This window comes from Pseudomonas sp. BN417, from assembly GCF_029871205.1.
Classification (GTDB): domain Bacteria; phylum Pseudomonadota; class Gammaproteobacteria; order Pseudomonadales; family Pseudomonadaceae; genus Metapseudomonas.
Window position 1 is genome coordinate 104,070 of record NZ_SSOJ01000166.1, and the last position, 19,408, is coordinate 123,477.

The 19,408-nt window shown below is 66.3% G+C and carries 16 protein-coding genes; 6 read left to right on the top strand and 10 right to left on the bottom strand.

Features of this window, described 5'->3' with window-relative positions:
• Positions 1 to 140 precede the first annotated feature (140 nt).
• The 8 genes from E8F11_RS30065 to E8F11_RS30100 all read right to left on the bottom strand — a co-directional run bounded on the left by E8F11_RS30065 (position 141) and on the right by E8F11_RS30100 (position 10,606).
• Positions 141 to 1,502, bottom strand: a complete 1,362-nt coding sequence (locus tag E8F11_RS30065; protein WP_280292569.1) for a DUF3426 domain-containing protein — start codon at positions 1,500 to 1,502, stop codon at positions 141 to 143.
• A gap of 58 nt (positions 1,503 to 1,560) precedes the next feature.
• Positions 1,561 to 2,439, bottom strand: a complete 879-nt coding sequence (gene prmA / locus E8F11_RS30070; RefSeq protein WP_280292570.1) for a 50S ribosomal protein L11 methyltransferase — start codon at positions 2,437 to 2,439, stop codon at positions 1,561 to 1,563.
• 127 nt (positions 2,440 to 2,566) lie between these two features.
• The gene (gene accC, locus E8F11_RS30075) at positions 2,567 to 3,916 is read right to left on the bottom strand and encodes an acetyl-CoA carboxylase biotin carboxylase subunit (RefSeq protein ID WP_280292571.1); all 1,350 of its coding nucleotides are present in this window, start codon (positions 3,914 to 3,916) and stop codon (positions 2,567 to 2,569) included.
• 17 nt (positions 3,917 to 3,933) lie between these two features.
• Complete coding sequence (accB, locus tag E8F11_RS30080) at positions 3,934 to 4,395, bottom strand: acetyl-CoA carboxylase biotin carboxyl carrier protein (protein WP_280292572.1); 462 nt, start codon at positions 4,393 to 4,395, stop codon at positions 3,934 to 3,936.
• Between the two features lie 26 nt (positions 4,396 to 4,421).
• Positions 4,422 to 4,865, bottom strand: coding sequence for a type II 3-dehydroquinate dehydratase (aroQ, locus tag E8F11_RS30085; protein WP_151137447.1), 444 nt, complete (start codon positions 4,863 to 4,865; stop codon positions 4,422 to 4,424).
• 122 nt (positions 4,866 to 4,987) lie between these two features.
• Complete coding sequence (locus E8F11_RS30090) at positions 4,988 to 6,763, bottom strand: protein-disulfide reductase DsbD (RefSeq protein ID WP_280292573.1); 1,776 nt, start codon at positions 6,761 to 6,763, stop codon at positions 4,988 to 4,990.
• Between the two features lie 188 nt (positions 6,764 to 6,951).
• Entirely contained in the window at positions 6,952 to 8,916 is a 1,965-nt protein-coding gene (locus tag E8F11_RS30095; RefSeq protein WP_280292574.1) for a methyl-accepting chemotaxis protein, read from the bottom strand.
• Between the two features lie 73 nt (positions 8,917 to 8,989).
• Complete coding sequence (locus E8F11_RS30100; RefSeq protein WP_280292575.1) at positions 8,990 to 10,606, bottom strand: PleD family two-component system response regulator; 1,617 nt, start codon at positions 10,604 to 10,606, stop codon at positions 8,990 to 8,992.
• A gap of 294 nt (positions 10,607 to 10,900) precedes the next feature.
• Here E8F11_RS30100 and E8F11_RS30105 point away from each other — a divergent pair, with 294 nt between their 5' ends.
• The 5 genes from E8F11_RS30105 to E8F11_RS30125 all read left to right on the top strand — a co-directional run bounded on the left by E8F11_RS30105 (position 10,901) and on the right by E8F11_RS30125 (position 16,134).
• Positions 10,901 to 11,971, top strand: coding sequence for a DUF2333 family protein (locus E8F11_RS30105; RefSeq protein WP_280292576.1), 1,071 nt, complete (start codon positions 10,901 to 10,903; stop codon positions 11,969 to 11,971).
• Entirely contained in the window at positions 11,971 to 12,495 is a 525-nt protein-coding gene (locus E8F11_RS30110) for an NUDIX hydrolase (RefSeq protein ID WP_280292577.1), read from the top strand. Before E8F11_RS30105 ends, E8F11_RS30110 begins: the two co-directional genes overlap by 1 nt.
• A 354-nt stretch (positions 12,496 to 12,849) precedes the next feature.
• On the top strand, positions 12,850 to 13,221 hold the full coding sequence (locus tag E8F11_RS30115) for a translation initiation factor Sui1 (RefSeq protein ID WP_280292578.1): 372 nt from the start codon (positions 12,850 to 12,852) through the stop codon (positions 13,219 to 13,221).
• A gap of 133 nt (positions 13,222 to 13,354) precedes the next feature.
• Positions 13,355 to 15,268, top strand: a complete 1,914-nt coding sequence (speA, locus tag E8F11_RS30120; protein ID WP_280292579.1) for an arginine decarboxylase — start codon at positions 13,355 to 13,357, stop codon at positions 15,266 to 15,268.
• Positions 15,269 to 15,510: 242 nt separating this feature from the next.
• Positions 15,511 to 16,134, top strand: a complete 624-nt coding sequence (locus E8F11_RS30125) for an NAD(P)H-dependent oxidoreductase (RefSeq protein WP_280292580.1) — start codon at positions 15,511 to 15,513, stop codon at positions 16,132 to 16,134.
• A 51-nt stretch (positions 16,135 to 16,185) separates the two neighbouring features.
• Here the strand turns inward: E8F11_RS30125 and E8F11_RS30130 are convergent, their stop codons facing one another.
• On the bottom strand, positions 16,186 to 16,644 hold the full coding sequence (locus E8F11_RS30130; RefSeq protein WP_280292581.1) for a DUF2214 family protein: 459 nt from the start codon (positions 16,642 to 16,644) through the stop codon (positions 16,186 to 16,188).
• Positions 16,645 to 16,739: 95 nt separating this feature from the next.
• On the bottom strand, positions 16,740 to 18,107 hold the full coding sequence (locus tag E8F11_RS30135; RefSeq protein ID WP_280292582.1) for an MATE family efflux transporter: 1,368 nt from the start codon (positions 18,105 to 18,107) through the stop codon (positions 16,740 to 16,742).
• 335 nt (positions 18,108 to 18,442) lie between these two features.
• On the opposite strand from E8F11_RS30135, the gene E8F11_RS30140 reads away from it, so the two are divergent.
• Positions 18,443 to 19,408: IS110 family transposase (locus E8F11_RS30140; protein ID WP_280287030.1), on the top strand; the 966-nt coding region annotated here is incomplete at its 3' end.

Below are 19,408 nucleotides of genomic sequence, written 5' to 3' on the forward strand. Positions count from 1 at the left end.
GGGGAGTTCGAAAAAGGGTGGGCATAATACCCGCTCTCGATGACTGGATAAAGGCTGTTTTGAACAAATTCTGAACAGCCCGGCTCTTATTGCCGAGAGTTAGCAATGCCTTGGAAGCGCCGGAATCCGGCGCTTTCGGGTTATTCGGGGGAGTGGAAACTGAGGCTGTAGTTAACCGCCTTGGTACCCGGGTCAAGGATGTCCAGGGAGATGTGGATGGGGGTCTGGGGAGGCATTTCCGCCTGTCCGGCCAGTTCGCCGGAGAGGTACTCGCCGGGCTTGAAGCGGCGGCTGGCCAGCAATTGGCCATTGATGTCGGCGAAACGCAGCTCCAGCAGCGGGAAGGGCTGGGAGAACGGGGCGCGGTTGTAGAGGATGGCGTCCACCACCAGTGCGCCGGAGAACTCGGGGTGGCTGCGGACCACCAGGTTGCTGCTCTTGATCAGTTCGATGTCGACCTTGGAGGGCAGCTGGCAGCCAATTTCCGGGCAGATCTGCTCGAACCAGGGCCGGTACTGGTCCTGCCGGGCCAGCTCGGCGAAGTGGTACCAGATGTACTGGATGGCCAGGGCGGCCACTGCGATCAGGATCAGCAGGCCCCAGCCAATCCAGCGGCCCCAGGGACGCTTGCGCCGCTGCCAGTCCAGCTGCAGCGGCTCATCGTCGATGTTGAGCAGGCCTTCCTCGCGCAGGGCGGGCTCGCTGCGCGGGTGCTGCATGCGCGGCGCTTCGGCCACCGACGGCTCGTCCGCTTCTTCGTCCAGGTCCTCGTCGAGCATTTCCGGCTCGTCGTCGCGGGCCGAGCCGAGGCTGAAGTCCGGACCGGGCTCGTCTTCCACCAGGTCCATGGACAGGCTGGGTTCGGTGCGTGGCGCGTGGGTTGGTCTGGGCGGTTCGGCTAGAGGGCGTGCAGCGGGCTCGGCGTGCAATTCGAAGTCGGGCTCCGGCTCGGCTTCGGCTTCTGGCTCGGGTTCGACGACTGTCTTGCGTTCCTCCGCTGCCAGCAGGCTTTCCGCCCAGCCTTCGTCCTGGCTGTCCTTGGCGGACGGCGGCTCGGTGGGTTCGGGCGCGTCCGCGCCGAGCAGGTCGCGGGACAGGCGGCGCTCTTCCTGCTCCAGCTTGGCCAGTTCCTCGTCCAGGTCGAGGCTGTCGAGGTCCAGGTCGTCGTGGATCCACAGGGTTTCGTCGCTCGGCGCCGTGGCCGGTGGCGGTGCGGGCGCTGCGGCGGGTTGCTTGAGCACGGTGGCGACGCTGGGTACCGGCGTGGCCGGGGCCGAAACTGCCGGGCTGGCGGGCGCGGAGGCAGGCGCCGGCGTCCTGGGATTGTCGACCGCCGTTGCCGCAACCGGCTTGCCCTTGGCGGCGAGCAGCTGCTGCGCCGCGTTGTACACCTGCAGGCAGGCACCGCAGCGTACGGCGCCATGGGCCACCGCCAGTTGGGCGCGGCTGACACGGAAACTGGTCTGGCAATGCGGGCACTGGGTGACGAAGCTGTCGGTCATGCGGCGATCCGGTCGAAACGTTAGGCTATTTTACTCGATCCGCTGAGTTTCCAGCGTTTCAGCGGCGCACGCCACTGATGCGTACCCAGCCGTCCTTCTCCGCGGTGGGGTCGAGGTCGAAGGCGCTGGCATAGGCTGTGCGCACTTCCTCGGCCTGCTCGGCGAGGATGCCCGAAAGTGCCAGGCGTCCGCCGGGCGCCACCAGGCTGGTGATCTGCGGGGCCAGGGACACCAGCGGGCCGGCGAGGATGTTGGCCACCACCAGTTCGGCGGGTTTGGCCGGCAGGTCGGCGGGCAGGTAGACCGGAAAGCGCGCGGGGTCGATGCCGTTGCGCAAGGCATTGTCGCGGGAGGCTTCCAGCGCCTGGGGGTCGATATCGGTGCCCACCGCCTGGCGAGCGCCCAGCAGCAGGGCAGCGATGGCGAGGATGCCCGAGCCGCAGCCGAAGTCCAGCACGTCGCAGCCGGCGAGATCCTGGCCGTCCAGCCATTCCAGGCAGAGGGCGGTGGTCGGGTGGGTGCCGGTGCCGAAGGCCAGTCCCGGGTCCAGCAGCAGGTTCACGGCGTCCGGCTCGGGGGCTCCGTGCCAGCTCGGCACGATCCAGAGGCGGCGGCCGAAACGCATGGGCTGGAAGTTGTCCATCCAGCTGCGCTCCCAATCCTGGTCTTCGATGCGCTCGATCTGGTGCTCCGGCAGAGTCCCGCCGGTCAGCAGTTCCAGGTGCGCCACCAGGCTGGCTTCGTCGGTATCGGCCTCGAACAGGGCGAGCAGGTGGGTGTGGGTCCAGAGCGGCGTGGTGCCCAGGTCCGGCTCGAAGATCGGCTGGTCTTCGGCGTCCATGAAGGTCACGGACACGGCGCCGACTTCCAGCAGGGCGTCTTCGTAGGTTTCCGCCTGTTCCGGGGTGATGGCGAGACGGACTTGTAACCAGGGCATGGCGGGACCTCTTGAAAATTCAGCGTGCGGGTGCGGCAGGCGCGCAAGCTTACTTGAGCGCAGGCCGGAAAAACACAAGGGCCGCCCTATGGCAGCCCTTGTGTCTTGGATCAGGCACCGATGGAGATCAGTGCTTGTCCATGCCGAGTTTCTTTTCCAGGTAGTGGATGTTCACCCCACCCTTGCAGAAACCCTTGTCGCGCGTGAGGTCGCGGTGCAGCGGGATGTTGGTCTTGATCCCGTCGACGACGATCTCGTCCAGCGCATTGCGCATGCGCGCCATGGCTTCGTCGCGGCTGTTGCCGTAGGTGATCAGCTTGCCGATCAGCGAGTCGTAGTTCGGCGGAACCGCATAGCCGCTGTACAGGTGCGAATCGACGCGCACGCCGTTGCCGCCCGGCGCGTGGAAGTAGGTCACCTTGCCCGGGCAGGGCATGAAGTTGTCCGGGTCCTCGGCGTTGATCCGGCATTCCAGCGCATGGCCGCGGATGACCACGTCTTCCTGCTTGATCGACAGCTTGTTGCCGGCGGCGATGCTGAGCATTTCCTTGAGGATGTCGATACCGGTGACCATTTCGGTGACCGGGTGCTCCACCTGCACGCGAGTGTTCATCTCGATGAAGTAGAAGCGACCGTTCTCGTAGAGGAACTCGAAGGTGCCGGCGCCACGGTAGCCGATCTCGATGCAGGCCTGGACGCAGCGGTCCAGCACTTCGGCACGGGCCTTCTCGTCGATGCCCGGAGCAGGGGCTTCTTCCAGCACCTTCTGGTGACGGCGCTGCAGGGAGCAGTCGCGGTCGCCGAGGTGGATGGCGTTGCCCTGGCCGTCGGACAGTACCTGGACTTCGACGTGGCGCGGGTTGGTGAGGAACTTCTCCAGGTAGACCATGGAGTTGCCGAAGGCCGCACCGGCTTCGGTACGGGTCAGCTTGGCCGACTTGATCAGCTCTTCTTCCTCGTACACCACGCGCATGCCGCGACCACCGCCGCCGCCAGCGGCCTTGATGATCACCGGGTAGCCCACTTCGCGGGCGATGGCCAGCGCGGTTTCCTCTTCCTCCGGCAGCGGGCCGTCGGAGCCCGGAACCGTCGGGACGCCGGAACGCTTCATGGCGTCCTTGGCCGAGACCTTGTCGCCCATCAGGCGAATGGTGTCGGCTTTCGGGCCGATGAAGGCGAAGCCGGATTTCTCCACCTGTTCGGCGAAGTCGGCGTTTTCGGCGAGGAAGCCGTAGCCCGGGTGGATCGCGGTGGCGCCGGTGAGTTCGGCGGCGCTGATGATGGCCGGGATGCTCAGGTAGGACTGGGCTGCCGAAGCCGGACCGATGCAGACGGTCTCGTCGGCCAGGGACAGGTGCATCAGCTCACGGTCGGCCGTGGAATGCACTGCCACCGTCTTGATGCCCAGCTCCTTGCAGGCGCGCAGGATGCGCAGGGCGATCTCGCCACGGTTGGCGATCAGGACTTTTTCCAACATCGCAGGCTCTCCGCGGTTCAGACGATGGTGAACAGCGGCTGGTCGTACTCAACCGGCTGACCGTTTTCCACCAGGACGGATTCGATCACGCCGCTGGTCTCGGCCTCGATGTGGTTCATCATCTTCATGGCTTCGACGATGCAGAGGATGTCGCCTTTCTTCACGCTCTGGCCGACTTCGACGAAGGAAGCGGTGGTCGGGGACGGCGAGCGGTAGAAGGTACCGACCATCGGCGAGCGGACCACGCTGCCGTTCAGCTTCGGCGCTGCCGGAGCGGCGGCTTCGGCGGCGACCGGGGCTGCAGCGGCAACCGGGGCGGCTACCGGAGCGGGAGCGGCGGCGTAGATCGGCTGGCCGGCGAAGGCCTTGTTGCTGTGGCGGCTGATGCGCACGGACTCTTCGCCCTCGCGGATCTCCAGCTCGTCGATACCGGATTCTTCCAGCAGTTCGATCAGTTTCTTGACTTTACGGATATCCATTAATCATCAACTCCCAAGGGGTGAGGTCAGGGGCGTTCAAGGTGTTCTAGCGCCGCGTCCAGGGCCAGGCGGTAGCCGGTGGCGCCCAGACCGCAGATCACTCCCACAGCAACGTCGGAGAAGTAGGAGTGATGGCGGAAAGGTTCTCGTTTGTGCACGTTGGACAGGTGCACTTCGATGAATGGGATGCTCACTGCGAGCATCGCGTCACGTAGGGCGACACTTGTATGCGTGAAAGCAGCAGGATTGATGATGATGAAGTCCACTCCCTCGCCGCGGGCAGCGTGGATTCGATCGATCAATTCGTACTCGGCATTGCTCTGCAGGTACATCAGGTGATGGCCGGCCTCACGGGCGCGCCGCTCCAGGTCCTGGTTGATCTCGGCCAGGGTGGTTGCGCCGTACTTGTCGGGCTCACGGGTGCCCAGCAGGTTGAGGTTGGGGCCATGCAGGACGAGCAGGGTGGCCATGCTGATTAATCCTTATTGGAGGCCAGGCGGCACTATGCCGGAAAGCCGAAAAGGCTGTCCAGTTGTCAACAATAGCCGACAAGATGCCCGGTGATTACGGCAAATATATGACGTTACATGCATTAGTGCGATGCGTTCGCCTGTTGCAGACGAACGGCGAAGGCCTTGGCATCGACTTCACCTACGACACGCAGATCGGCCAATTCGTCACCCTTGCCATCGAAGAACAGGACGGCGGGCGGGCCGAACAGCTTGTAGCGGTCGAGCAGCGCGCGCTGTTCGGCGTTACTTTCGGTCATGTCGAAGCGGATCAGCCGGTAGCCGCCCAGCTGCGAGGTAACCTCCGTGGCGGTGAGGACTTCACGCTCGATGACCTTGCAACTAATGCACCAGTCGGCATACCAGTCCAGCAACAGCGGCTGGCCAGCGGCCTTGGCGTCGCCGAGGGCGGCGTCGAGTTGCGCCGGGGTCTTGATGGTCTGCCACTGGTCGGCAGCCGGTGTGGTTGCCGGCGCACCAGCAAGGTGCACACGGCCGAGGGGGCGCAGCGGATCGGACTCGCCCTTGAGGGCGCCGGTCCAGGCGGCTACCGCATAGACCAGCAGCACCAGCCCGGCCAGTTGCGCCAGGCGCTCGCGGGGCGCCTTGGGGGTGAATTCCAGGGCCCCGAGGAAGAGCGCCGCGCCGCCCGCCAGCAGGCCCCAGAGGCCGAGGGCCAGCGGGCCGGGCAGGACCCGTTCGAGCATCCACACGGCTACCGCCAGCAGCAGCACGCCGAAGGCGTTGCGCACGGCCACCATCCAATGGCCGGCCCTGGGCAGCAGTGCGCCGCCGCCGGTGGCGAAGAGCACCAGGGGCGCGCCCATGCCGAGGCCGAGGGCGAAGAGCTTCAGACCGCCACCCAGGGCGTCGCCGCTCGCACTGATATAGAGCAGGGCGCCGGCCAGGGGCGCGGATACGCAGGGCGATACCAGCAGGCTGGAGAGAACGCCGAGCAGGGCTGCGCTCCAGATCGAGCCACCCTTGGTGCTACCCGCCAGGGTGTCCAGCGGACCGCTGATGGCGCGCGGCAGGCGCAGCTCGAAGAGGCCGAACATGGCCAGGGCGAACAGTGTGAAGAAGCCGGCGAAGGGCACTAGCACCCAGGGCGATTGCAGCCGCGCCTGGAGGTTGAGTTCGGCACCGAACATGCCCATCAGCGCGCCCAGCACGGCGAAACAGGCAGCCATCGGCAGCACGTAGGCCAGCGACAGCACCAGGCCGCGGCCACCACCGGTCTGGCCGCGCAGGACCACGCCGGAGAGGATCGGCAGCATCGGCAGCACGCAGGGGGTGAAGGTCAGGCCCAGGCCGGCAAGGAAGAACAGGGCCAGTTCGTGCCAGCTCCAGCCCTTGCTGCTGGCGCTACCGACAACGCTACCGCCGCTGGCCTGTGGGCCGTCGGCCAGCTTGAGCACTTCCGTTTCCGGTGGGTAGCACAGGCCCTTGTCGGCGCAGCCCTGGTAGGTCACCCGCAGTTCGGCCGGCGGCGTGCGCGCGGGGTCGATGGGCAGGTCCACGTCCAGCACGCCGTAGTACACCTCGACGTCGCCGAAGTATTCGTCTGTCTTCTGCTTGCCCGCCGGCAACACCGCTTGGCCAAGGCCGCTGTCGGCAGGCTCGGCGCGGAACTGGAAGCGGTGGCGGTAGAGGTAGTAGCCCTCGGCATTGGTGAAGCGCAACTTCACCGAGGTCGGCGTGCTTTCCACCAGGCTGAGGCGGAAGGCCTCGCGTACCGGCAGGAAGTCGCCGCTGTTATTGAGGGAGGCACCCAGGTTCGGGCTCGGGCGGTTGTCCAGCAGCCCTGCGGCGACGGGCAGGGCCACCAGCAGCAGGATCAGGCTCAGCAGGCGGCGCATGGAGGTCTCTTGGTCGGAAAGTGCCCGCATCATAGCGAATCTCGGGCCTTTCCTGCAGGTTCGCAGCTGTAAGCAGCTTTGTCCCAGGTTGATGTAGGAGCGAGCTTGCTCGCGAATCGCATTGCACGGGGCCTTTCGCGAGCAAGCTCGCTCCTACAGAGAACTCGGGCGCGACAATAGGTCGCGCCTCAGACGCGGAAGGCCTGTACCGCCGTGTGGAGCTCACCACCCAGTTGCAGCAGGCGCTCGCCCTGGCTACGGCTTTCGCCGATGCGTGCCAGGTTGTCGCCACCCTGCTGGTGGATCTGCTCGCTGTGGTCGCGGATATCGCGGACCGCGCCGCTCTGCTGGGCCGTGGCGTCGGCGATGCGCTCGGCCATGCTGGCGATGGTGCGGATGGCGCTGACCACTTCCACCAACGCGCCATCGGCGGCCGCGGCCTGCTCGGCGCTGGTCTCGGCGTGCTCCACCTGGATGCGCATGGCGTCCACCGAGTGCCGCGCAGCCTGCTGCAGGCGCGCGATCAGTTGCTGGATCTCGGCGGTGGCGCCGGCGGTGCGCTGGGCCAGGGAGCGGACCTCGTCGGCGACCACGGCGAAGCCACGGCCCATCTCGCCGGCGCGGGCGGCCTCGATGGCCGCGTTGAGCGCCAGCAGGTTGGTCTGCTCGGCAATGCCGCGGATCACCGTCAGCACCTTGTCAATGGTCTCGGTTTCCTCGGCCAGGCGCTCCACCGCCTGGGCGTTGTTCTGCACCTCGCCTACCAGTTGGTGCAGCCCGGCCAGGCTCTGGTCGATCACGCTCTGGCCCTGTTCCACGGCGCGCCCGGCATCGCGGCTGGCATCCGCGGCCAGGCTGGCGTCGCCGGCCACCTGCTGGATGGTGCTTTCCAGTTCGCCCAGGGCGTCGCGGATCTGTGCGGTGCCGCCGGCCTGGTCCTCGGCGCCGGCGTGCAGGCCGTTGTTCAGTTCGGCCAGGGCGCTGCTGCTGCCGGCCACCTGTTCGGCGTGCTGGCGGATGGTGCCCACCAGTTCGCCCAGATAGTCCCGGAGGCGGTTGAGGGAGTCTTCGATCAGGCGCAGGTCGCGTGTGCTGGAGCCCAGCGCCATAGGCTGGCTGAAATCGCCGGCGGCCCAGGCTCCCAGGGCGCCGACCAGCCGACCGAGCACCTGGGTCAGGCGACGCTGGATGCGGTCGATGGACAGGGCGATGAGCAGGATCAGGCCGATCATCAGACCCTGGATCAGCCGGACCTCGCCCTGGATGCGGCCGTGCTCGGCGCGCACCTGGGGCTCCAGGGCGGCGAGCGCCGCCTGCAGGGCATCGACCCGCTGGGCGGTCGTGGCGACCAACTCGGCGCGGCGCTGGATCAGTTCGCGGGTGCGGGCCAGTTCGCCGGGGTAGCGCTTGAGGAGGCCCGCCAGCTCACGCTTGAGGGCGGCGCCGCGGTCCTCGGCCTGGCTGGCTTCGCTGTTGCTTTCCAGGCCCATCATCGCGGCGAAGTCGTCGGCCGCCGAGCCGCCGCTATCGGTCACGCCGAGCAGGGGTAACTGCTCCAGCCGGGCGCTGTCGTGGCCCAGGGCTTCCAGTTCGCGCAGGGCGTCGGCGGCCAGCTCGTCGTGACCGCTGGCCACCAGCTTGGCGCGGGCCTGGCTCAGGCGGTTGAGGTGCTGGGCGGCGGCGAACAGCGGCGCACGGTAGTCGGCGGCGGCCGCCGTGCTGGCCGAGCCGGCGTACTGGGCCAACTGGTCGAGGGCGCCGGCGATCTCCCGCTCGGCCTGGATCAGCAGTCCTTGCGGGTCGCCCGCCAGCTTGCCGGCAGCCAGCAGTTCGCCACGGGTGAATTCGCGCAGTTCATTGAAGCTTGGCAGCAGTTCGTCGGTGAGTTCGGCTGGCAGCTGGCCGAGGCGCTGTTCCAGGCTGTCGATGCCCTGGCTGGCGGCACTGTGGCGCAAGGCGTCGCCGCTCGCGAGGTAGACCTGGACGTTGTCCGCCACCTCGCCGCGGAAGCGCTGGGCCAGCTCCAGGTACTGCTCCATCAGCTGGTAGGGCCGTTCCAGGGCCTGTTGCGACCACCAGAGGGTGGCCCCCAGCGCCAGGCACACGGTGACCAGCAGCAGGGTGATGAGGTTGGTGAGTAGCTTCAGGCGCATCCTGTCCTCGACAGACTTCTGAGGGGTGGCCAGATGATATTGCTGTTTGGTGACAGTCCCGTGACGACGGGCCTCAGTCCCGGTGCAGCTCCACCCGGTTGCGACCGCCGTGCTTGGCGCGGTAGAGCGCTTCGTCCGCCTGCTTGGACAGTTGGTTGATGTCCAGGCCGTCACGCAGCTGGGCGATGCCGCAGCTGAAGGTACAGGACAGATCGTGGGGCTGCGCCGGGTAGCGAATCTCGGCGAAGCGCCGGCGGATCGCCTCCAGCACCCGGTGCGCGGCTTCCAGGTCGGTGTCTGGAAGCACCACGGCGAATTCCTCGCCGCCGTAGCGGCCGATATGGTCGGTCTTGCGCAGGCGCTGCTTGAGGAACAGCGCCAGGCTCTTGATCACGCGGTCACCCATGGGGTGGCCATAGGTGTCGTTGACCTTCTTGAAGTGGTCGATGTCGAGCATGGCGAAGCACAGCGGCTTGCCGTCGCGCCGCGCCCTGGAGCTGGCGTCTTCCAGCAGCTGCAGGGTGTGGGTGTGGTTGAACAGGCCCGTGAGGCTGTCGCGGACCATGCGCGCCTTCAGGCTGCGTGCGCGAGTAGCGCGGGTGCGTACGGTGGCGATCAGGTGGCGCGGCTTGATCGGCTTGGTGAGGAAGTCGTCGCCGCCTTCGCTCATGGCGTCCAGCTGCTTGTTCAGGTCGTCCTCGGCGGACAGGTAGATGATCGGCACGCTGACGTAGCGCTCGTGCTGGCGGATCACCTTGGCCAGCTCGGTGCCCAGGCACTCGGGCATGTACATGTCGAGGATGATCAGGTCGGGCTGGAAGTCGGCCAGGGCCAGCAGGGCCTGCACCGGCTCGGTGATGACCCGGGTGACGATGCCGGCGGAGTTGAGAACCAGCTCGGTATGGGTGGCCTGGGCGCGGGAGTCGTCGACGATCAGCACCTTGAACGGGTCGTAATGGGCGGTACGGGTCAGGGTTTCCAGCTTCTCCAGCAGGCTGGAGGCGTCCAGGGCGCCGGTGAAGAATTCCTGGCCGCCGGCGCGCACGGCCGCCAGGCGGGTCGGGGCATCGGTTTCCTCGTGGCTGAAGAAGATGATCGGCAGCTTCTGCTCCAGGCCCTGCTGGGCCTCCCGCGCCAGCTCCAGGCCCTGGCCCGGTCCGGCGAAGTCGATTTCCAGGACGATGGCCGCCGGGTGCCGTTCGGCCATGGCCGCGCGAAAGGCGCTGGCGCTGTCCAGGCGTTGGGCGTTGAGGCCGAAGAACTCCAGTTGCTGGACCAGGCGCCCGGCGCGGTCCTCGCTCTGCAGCGCCAGGTACACCGGCTTGCGCAGCGGGGGCAGGAAGGTCTGCTCGAACTGGTCGCCATGGCGCAGGCCGGTACGCGAGAGCCGCTGCATCAGCAGGCTGAGCTCGGTGATCAGGTCGCTGGACAGCCGACCGCGATTCTCCTCCACGCCGCGCAGGCAGTTGCCGATGGCCACCGCCAGGCGGCTATGCTCGGTCTGCTCGAAGCGTTCGGCATAGCGCTGCAGGTTGAGGCTGGCCTCGGCCAGTTCGGTCATGCAGGCCAGGTTCCATTCGCTGCGTTGCAGACGCTGCCAGATCTCCAGCACATGCCGGGCCTGGTTGATGACGCGCTGGGCGAAGTGATTCTTGAGGCGGTCGCGGCTCGGATCTTCGTGCTCGGTCATGGCCCGGCTTCTTGAGGGGGTGTGTCGCCTGGAGGCGATCGAGTGATGGCTCTATGCTATCACCTTGTGACGGGTACACCAGTGCCATCTGTCCCGCTATTGCCACATGCTCTGGGTCGATATCGTCAATTTGCGACCCGGAGGTTTACAGGACCGGCGCACCGGCTGATGGTTTGGCCCGCGGCCACTGCGCGGCGGTCGCGCTTCCCTTATAGTGCTGGGCTCGGCCACAACCACCGCTGCGGATCGTGGTCGAACCTTATCCGTGCTGATCGAAACTTGAAGGACACTGCCATGCTGGACTGGAAGAAGCGTATGGGCGACGCGCGTGACCGCGTCGATGATTCGGTTGACGACGTGCGCAGCTACCTGGGCGGTATCTGGCTGAGCCGTGCCCTCGCCAGCCTGCTGGTGATCTACCTGCTGGCCTGCGTGGTGGTGGGCTGGTACTGGAGCCGCGAGCCCGATCTCTTCCCGGTGCAGCAAAATGCCCAGGCTGCCGCCGAGCGGGCGGGGCGCCAGATGGTCAGCGGCTACACCACGGTGGAAACCCTCAAGACGGTCGCCCAGACCCTGCTCGACAAGAGCGGCGGCTATGTGACCAACGACCTGGCGCCCCCCGGCCTGTGGCTGGACAACATGCCCAGCTGGGAGTACGGCGTGCTGGTCCAGGTGCGCGACCTGTCCCGCGCCCTGCGCAAGGACTTCGCCCGTTCCCAGTCGCAGTCCACCGAAGACCCGGACCTGGCCAAGGCCGAGCCGCGTTTCAACTTCGACAACAAGAGCTGGGCCCTGCCCGCTTCCGAGTCCGAGTATCAGGAAGGCATCCGCTCGCTGGATCGTTACCTGGCCCGACTGGCTAACCCCAATCAGCCAAACGCGCAGTTCTATACCCGCGCCGACAACCTGAACAACTGGCTGGGCGACGTCGCCACCCGCCTCGGTTCGTTGTCCCAGCGCCTCTCCGCCAGCGTCGGCCGGGTGCGCCTGAACACCGACATCAGCCCGGAAGCGGCAGCCGCTACCGGCAAGGTGCCGGAAGTGAGCGAGGAGGTAGTCGAGACCCCCTGGCTACAGATCGACAACGTCTTCTATGAAGCCCGTGGCCAGGCCTGGGCGCTGTCCCACATCCTGCGCGCCATCGAGGTCGACTTCGCCGACGTGCTGGCGAAGAAGAACGCCACCATCAGCGTGCGCCAGATCATCCGCGAGCTGGAGGCGGCCCAGGAGCCCCTGTGGAGCCCCATGGTGCTGAATGGCAGCGGCTACGGCATTCTGGCCAACCATTCTCTGGTGATGGCCAACTACATTTCCCGCGCCAACGCTGCGGTGATCGACCTGCGCCAGCTGCTGGAGCAGGGCTGATGGCAATCGACGAACGCGAGGCGGCCCACCGCGCCGCCTCCGACGCCGAACGGGTGACCTGGGTCGACGAGGAGGACCGCCCCCTCGGCGGCCTGCCGCGCGCCGAGCTGCGCGAGCGCGGACTGATTTCCCGCGGAACCTTCATCCTGCTGTTCAATTCCGCCGGCCAGCTCTGCGTGCACCGGCGCACCCTGAGCAAGGCGCTCTATCCGGGCTATTGGGACGTGGCGGCCGGCGGCATGGTGCAGGAAGGCGAGGACTACGCCGAATCCGCCGCCCGCGAGCTGGAGGAGGAGCTCGGCGTCAGTGGCGTGCCCCTGCGCGAGCATGGCCGCTTCTTTTTCGACGAGCCGGGCAACCGCCTCTGGGGCGCGGTGTTCTCGGCCGTCTCCGACGCGCCGCTGAAGCTGCAGCCGGAAGAAGTGCTGGAAGCACGCTTCATGAGCCTGGACGAAGCCCTGGCCCTGAACCCCTGCTGCCCTGACTCCCTCAAGGCGCTGAAGCTGTACCTCGCATCCTTGTAGGTTGGGCTGAGCTATGCGAAGCCCAACGTCCGAGGTCGCCGGCTATGCATTCGTTGGGCTTCGCTGCGCTCTGCGGAACGCCGCCCGGCCCAACCTACGAAAGGTTCACCAAATCCGCGTGCGGCGCGGGTTTGTGCAGAATCCCGGACCTTTTCGTGCGGGATGCTGCACGGAGTCGCCATTCTGTCGATCAATGGCGCATTTTCGTACTTAGCATTCGCCGCGAATGCTGCTAAATTTCGCCCCCTTTCAACCCTGGCCTCCCGGCCAGGCTGCGCTGCCCCTGCCAGAGTGGGGCTTCGCGGTCGGCACCCCGCCGACCAGTCGCTATCCTGACCCCTACGAGGAAAGCCGGTGGTCAAGAAAGCTTCGTCCTTTGCCGCCCTCGGCGGTTTGGTGTACTCCACCGACAGCGGCCGGCACTGCCCGGAATGCCGCCAGCCCCTCGATGCCTGCATCTGCAAGCAAGCCACTGTGCCTGCTGGCGACGGCATTGCCCGCGTGCGCCGGGAAACCAAGGGCCGTGGCGGCAAGACCGTCACCACCGTCAGCGGCGTGCCGCTGGCCGAAGACGCCCTGAAGGAGCTGGCCAGCGCGTTGAAACGCCGCTGTGGAACCGGTGGAGCACTGAAGGACGGCGTGATCGAGATCCAGGGCGACCACGTGGACCTGTTGCTTGAAGAACTCGCCAAGCGCGGCTTCAAGGCCAAGAAATCCGGCGGCTGAGCCACGGCTTTCTAAACTGACTGCGGGAAAACGCGGTCAACACTCCAACGTCATACGACCGAATTAACCTGTCCAAGCCCGCCCGGCACGATCCGGCGGGCCTGGCACTTTTCTATCCCACAGGGGGAAACCGATGTCTGCACGACGCACGCGCAAGGACGATGGCACCAGCTGGACCGTGGCCGACAGTCGCAGTGTCTATGGCATTCGCCACTGGGGCGCCGGCTTTTTCGCGATCAACGAAGCCGGCCGCGTCGAAGTTCGCCCGCGCGGCCCGCAGAGCGCGCCGTTCGACCTCTTCGAGCAAGTCGACAAGTTGCGCGAGGCGGGGCTCAGCCTGCCGCTGCTGGTGCGCTTCCCGGACATCCTGCAAGAGCGTGTGCGCCAGCTGACCGGCGCCTTCGACGCCAATATCGAACGCCTGGAATACCAGAGTCGCTACACCGCCCTGTACCCGATCAAGGTCAACCAGCAGGAGGCGGTGGTGGAAAACATCATCGCCACCCAGAACGTCTCCATCGGCCTGGAAGCCGGCTCCAAGCCCGAGCTGCTGGCGGTGCTGGCGCTGGCGCCCAAGGGCGGCACCATCGTCTGCAACGGCTACAAGGACCGCGAGTTCATTCGCCTGGCGCTGATGGGCCAGAAGCTCGGCCACAACGTCTTCATCGTCATCGAGAAGGAAGCCGAGGTCCAATTCGTCATCGACATCGCCGCTGAGCTCAAGGTAGCGCCGCAGGTGGGCCTGCGTGTGCGCCTGTCGTCCCTGGCCTCGTCCAAGTGGGCCGATACCGGCGGCGAAAAGTCCAAGTTCGGCCTGTCCGCCGCGCAGATCCTCTCGGTAGTCGAGCGCTTCCGCAAGGCCGGCCTGGACCAGGGCGTGCGCCTGTTGCACTTCCACATGGGCTCGCAGATCGCCAACCTGGCCGACTACCAGCACGGCTTCAAGGAAGCCATCCGCTACTACGCCGAACTGCGCAGCCTCGGCCTGCCGGTGGACCACATCGACGTCGGCGGCGGCCTGGGTGTGGACTACGACGGCACCCACTCGCGCAACGCCAGCTCGATCAACTACGACATGGACGACTATGCCGGCGTGGTGGTGGGCATGCTCAAGGAGTTCTGCGACGCCCAGGGCCTGCCGCACCCGCACATCTTCTCCGAGAGCGGCCGCGCCATGACCGCGCACCACGCCGTGCTGGTGATGCAGGTTACCGACGTCGAGCGCCACAACGACGAAGTGCCGAAGATCGCCAACATCGAGGAGCTGCCCGAGGCCGTTCGCTGGCTCGCCGAGCTGCTGGGCCCGACCGATGCCGAGATGGTCACCGAAACCTACTGGCGCGCCACCCACTACATGGGCGATGTTGCAGCGCAGTACGCCGAAGGCAAGCTGACCCTGGCCGAGAAGGCCCTGGCCGAGCAGACCTACTTCGCCATCTGCCGCCGCCTGCACAACCAGCTCAAGGCGCGCCAGCGCTCGCACCGGCAGGTGCTCGACGAGCTGAATGACAAGCTGGCGGAGAAGTACATCTGCAACTTCTCGGTGTTCCAGAGCCTGCCGGACACCTGGGCCATCGACCAGGTGCTGCCGATCATCCCGCTGCACCGCCTGGACGAAGAACCGCTGCGCCGCGCCGTGCTGCAGGACCTGACCTGCGACTCCGACGGCAAGATCAACCAGTACGTCGACGAGCAGAGCATCGAGACCAGCATGCCCGTGCATGAGGTGCGCGAGGGCGAGGACTATCTGCTGGGCGTGTTCCTGGTGGGCGCCTACCAGGAAATTCTCGGCGACATGCACAACCTGTTCGGCGACACCGACTCGGTGAACGTCTACCAGCGCGAGGATGGCAGCGTGTACCACGCCGGCATCGAGACCCACGACACCATCGAAGACATGCTGCGCTATGTGCACCTGTCACCCGAAGAACTGATGGCGCACTACCGCGACAAGGTCTCCAGCGCCAAGCTGAGCCCGCGCGAGCGCACGCAGTACGTCGACGCGCTGCGCCTGGGGCTGACTCGCTCCTCCTACCTGTCGTCCTGATCGTTCAGGTGATCGAAGAAGCCCGGCCCCGCGCCGGGCTTTTTCTTCATGGGCCGCAAAGCGGCCCCGTAGGTTGGCGCTGAGAGAAGCGAAGCCCAACATTTCGGCTAGCGCCCGCGGCTCGTTGTGTCTCGCAGGCTCGGCACCAACCTACCAACGACCCGACCAACCCCCTGGCAAAATCTCCCGTCCGGCGCTTTCATTTCCGCCAGTCCTTTTCACTCTGTCGGGAGCTTCCCCCCATGCCACGCGTCCTTCTGATCGAATGCAGCCCCAACGACCAGGCCTCGCCCGGCGGCCAGCTGGCGCGGGAAATGGCCCGGCGTATCCACCCGAAAGCCGAAGTGACAGTGCGCAACCTGGTGCGCGACCCGCTGCCGCCGCTCTGCGCGGGCTATGCCGAGGCGGTGGTGGGCAAGTCCAACTGCGAGGAGGAGGCCTTCCTCCTCTCCGAGCAGCTGATCGGAGAGCTGGAGGCAAGCCAGTACCTGCTGATCTCCACCCCCATGCACAACTACATGGTGCCGGCGGCACTGAAGCTCTGGCTGGACTATGTGGTGCGCATCCGCCGCACCTTCGAGATCCACGATGGCCAGCGCATCGGGCTGCTGGAGGATCGGCCCACCTTCGTGGTGCTGAGTTCCGGCGGGCATTACCTGGGGGCCAAGGCCAAGCAGATGGACTTCCTCTCCCCGTACCTGCGCCACGTGCTGGGCATCATCGGCCTGCACCATGTGGAGTACATCCACCTGCAGGGTTTGGCCGGTGGTGAGGTGGCGGTGGCCACCGCCCTGCAGCAGGCACGGGAGCGACTGTCCTTCAACCCGGTGTTCGCTCCCGAACCCTTCCCCGACGTGCAGCTGTAGATTGGGCCGGGCGGCGTTCCGTTGAGCTACGCAAAGCCCAACGGCGCCGGCTCAGCTCCCGATCACTCCGAAGCCCCGCGCCATCAGCGCCGCCAGCAGCGGCATGATCAGCACCAGCAGCAGTTCCAGGCGGATGGTCATGATCACCAGTTTCGCCTTGCGCGTGCCCAGCATCGGTACCACCCCGGCCTTCAGGTCGTTGCGCCAGTTGAGGAAGACGAAGGTGGGGTAGCTGGAAAGCGCGGCGATCAGCACGAACAGCCCCATCTTGGCGTGGAACACCGAGTTGTGCAGGTAGTAGTCCACCCCCTTGCCGTACCAGAACACCCGCGCCAGGCCGGTGACCAGTACCGCACCCGCGCTGAGGCCGTAGGCCATGTCGATGCGCACCAGGCTGCGGGCGCGTTCCAGGTCCAGCGGCAGCTTGAACAGGCGGTGCTCGAGGGTGAGCAGGGCGAAGAGCACGAAGATCGAGAGGAAATGCAGGTACGCGGCGACGGCTTGTCCCATGGGAACTCCTTCAGGTCATCAGGTCGGTTGTGGTTATGGTCATCCTTGCCGGGGCTGCGCTCGCCGCGCTTGCGGCCGGTCTGCCCGGCATCGCATTACATTCGCTCCGCTCCTTGTGCGTGCGTGCCGGTGAACCAGGCATCGCGCTTGCCCAGGCGCCAGGCCAGGCTGCCCAGGCTGATCCCGCGCAACAGCATGAACGCGAGGAAGGCCAGCCAGAGTCCGTGGTTGCCGAGAAACTGTAGCCCCCATCCCAGCGGCAGGCTAAGCGCTACCGCCACCAGCATGGCGTTGCGCATCTCCCGGGCGCGGGTGGCGCCGATGAAGAGGCCGTCCAGCAGGTAGCTCCAGACAGCCACCAGGGGCAGTGCTGCCAGGTAGGGCAGGTAGCGGTGGGCTACCGCGCGCACCTCAGCGATATCGCTCTGCAGGTCGATGAACAGCCCGCCGCCGACCAGGAAGAACAGCGCGAAGACCAGGCTCGCCAGCAGTGACCAGCCTCCGGCCACCAGCAGCGCGCGGCGCAGGCCGGCGCGGTCCTGAGCTCCGATGGCGTGGCCGCACAGGGCCTCCACCGCGTGGGCCAGCCCGTCCAGGGCGTAGGCCGTCACCAGCAGGCCATTGAGCAACAGGGCGTTGGCCGCCACCGTGGCATCGCCCAGGCGGGTGCCCTGCACCGTGAGCAGAAAAAACACCAGTTGCAGCGCCAGGGAGCGGATGAAGATGTCGCGGTTCACCGCCAGCAGCGGACGCCAACTGCTCCAGCGGGACAGCGCTCGCGGTGCGATCCGCCCCGGATGGCGTCGCAGCGCGCCTCGGGTCAGCGCCAGGCCGATCAGGGCGCCGCACCACTCGGCCACCACGGCCGCCTTGGCGGCGCCGGCCACGTCCCAGTCCAGCCCCAGCACGAACCAAAGCGCCAGGGCGATGTTGGCCAGGTTGGTGGCCAGCAGGATCGCCAGCGGCGCGCGGGCGTTCTGTGTACCGAGGAACCAGCCCACCAGCGCGTAGTTGGCCAGCGCTGCCGGCAGGCCCAGCAGGCGCAGGTGGAAGAACTCGCGGGTCATCTGGTCCAACTCCGCAGAGGGCGCCATCAGCGCCAGGGCGAAGTCGCTGAAGGGGATCGCCAGCAGGCCCAGCAGCAACGCCAGCATCACTGCCAACCCCAGGCCCTGCAGCAGCACCTGGCGCAACGCGCCGCCATCGGCGCGCCCGGCGGCCTGGGCGGCAAAACCGGTAGTGCCCATGCGCAGGAAACCGAGCACGCCGATCATCAGGGCGTAGAGGGTGCTGCCCACCGCCACCGCGCCCAGCTGGTGGGCGTGGGGCAAGTGGCCGACCACAGTGCTGTCCACCAGCGCCACCAAGGGCACGGAAATATTCGAAAGGATCATCGGTGCGGCCAGTGCCCAGACCCGTCGATGGGTAGGGGCATGCTGCCAGGCATCGCGAAACAGGCTCATGCATCGGCTCCGGAATGGCTGCGCAGTATAGCGGTGCCAAGGCTTTCGTCTGCCGACTGGAGGGCCTTTCCGGGGCAGCAGCCTGGATTGAGCCGGCGATGCCCATCAGCGGGACTGCCGAAAACAATGGGAATCGCTTCGCTCGCCCCATCCTTGTATCTCTCCAGGGCAATGAGGTTAGCTACCTCACTGCCCAGGGCCGGGAAAGCCGTTCCCATCCTGAGAGCTCGACTCTGTTTCGTAGATTGTGCTCCCGGCCCTCTTCTCCAACTCCTGAATGGTATCCAAGCCCCTCCACCGGAGTGAGGCTGCATGAACAAGGCAAGGATCGAGAGATGGCGGTTATTGGAATCGATGTCAGCAAGCAAAAGCTCGACTGTCTGTGGTTACGCGACCCGGACAGTCTGAAGGTCAAGACCAAGGTATTTACCAATCAAGTAGACGGCTTTGCCGCCTTGATCGAGTGGTGCTGCACCCACAGTGGCGTTGCCGCCGGGGAACTGAAGGTGTTCCTTGAGGCCACCGGGGTCTACCACGAATCCTTGGCGTATTACCTGCACGACCGTGGCGTTCAGGTCTTCGTCCTGAACCCGGCGCAAGTCCGCGAATATGCGCGCAGCCTGGGTATTCGCGGTAAGACGGACAAGCAGGACAGCCTGGTGCTCGCCCGTTTTGGCGCGACCCAAAAGGCCCGACGCTGGTTGCCGGAGGCGCGGGAGATCCGCGAGCTGAAAGCGATGATCGTGCGGTATGAGGCGTTGCAGGAGGACCTCCAGCGCGAACTGAACCGGCGGGAAAAAGCCGAGGTCAGTCAGGCCAGCCTCAGCGTAGTGGCCTCCATCGATACGATGCTCAGTGCCCTGCGTCAGGAGGCCGAACGCCTGAAGCAGGAGATCGACGACCACATCGACCGGCACGACCAGCTCAAACGCAACCGGGAGCTGCTGCGGAGCATCCAGGGCATCGGGGATGTCCTTTCCCGCCACCTGCTGGCGTTTCTGCACAGCCGCGACTTTGGCTGTGCCCGACAATGCGCGGCCTATGCGGGCCTGGTTCCACGCCCCTGGGACTCGGGGACGTCGGTAAAAGGCAAACCACGCTTGACCAAAGCGGGGCAGCCTCGGCTGCGGGCCAAGCTCTACATGGGGGCCATTGTGGCCAAACAGCACAATCCCACGGTCAAAGCGCTTTACCAGCGTCTGCTGGCACGCGGGAAAGCCAAGATGAGCGCCCTGGGCGCGGCCATGCGCAAGCTGCTGCAGATTGCCTATGGTGTGCTCAAGACGCAGACACCCTATCAG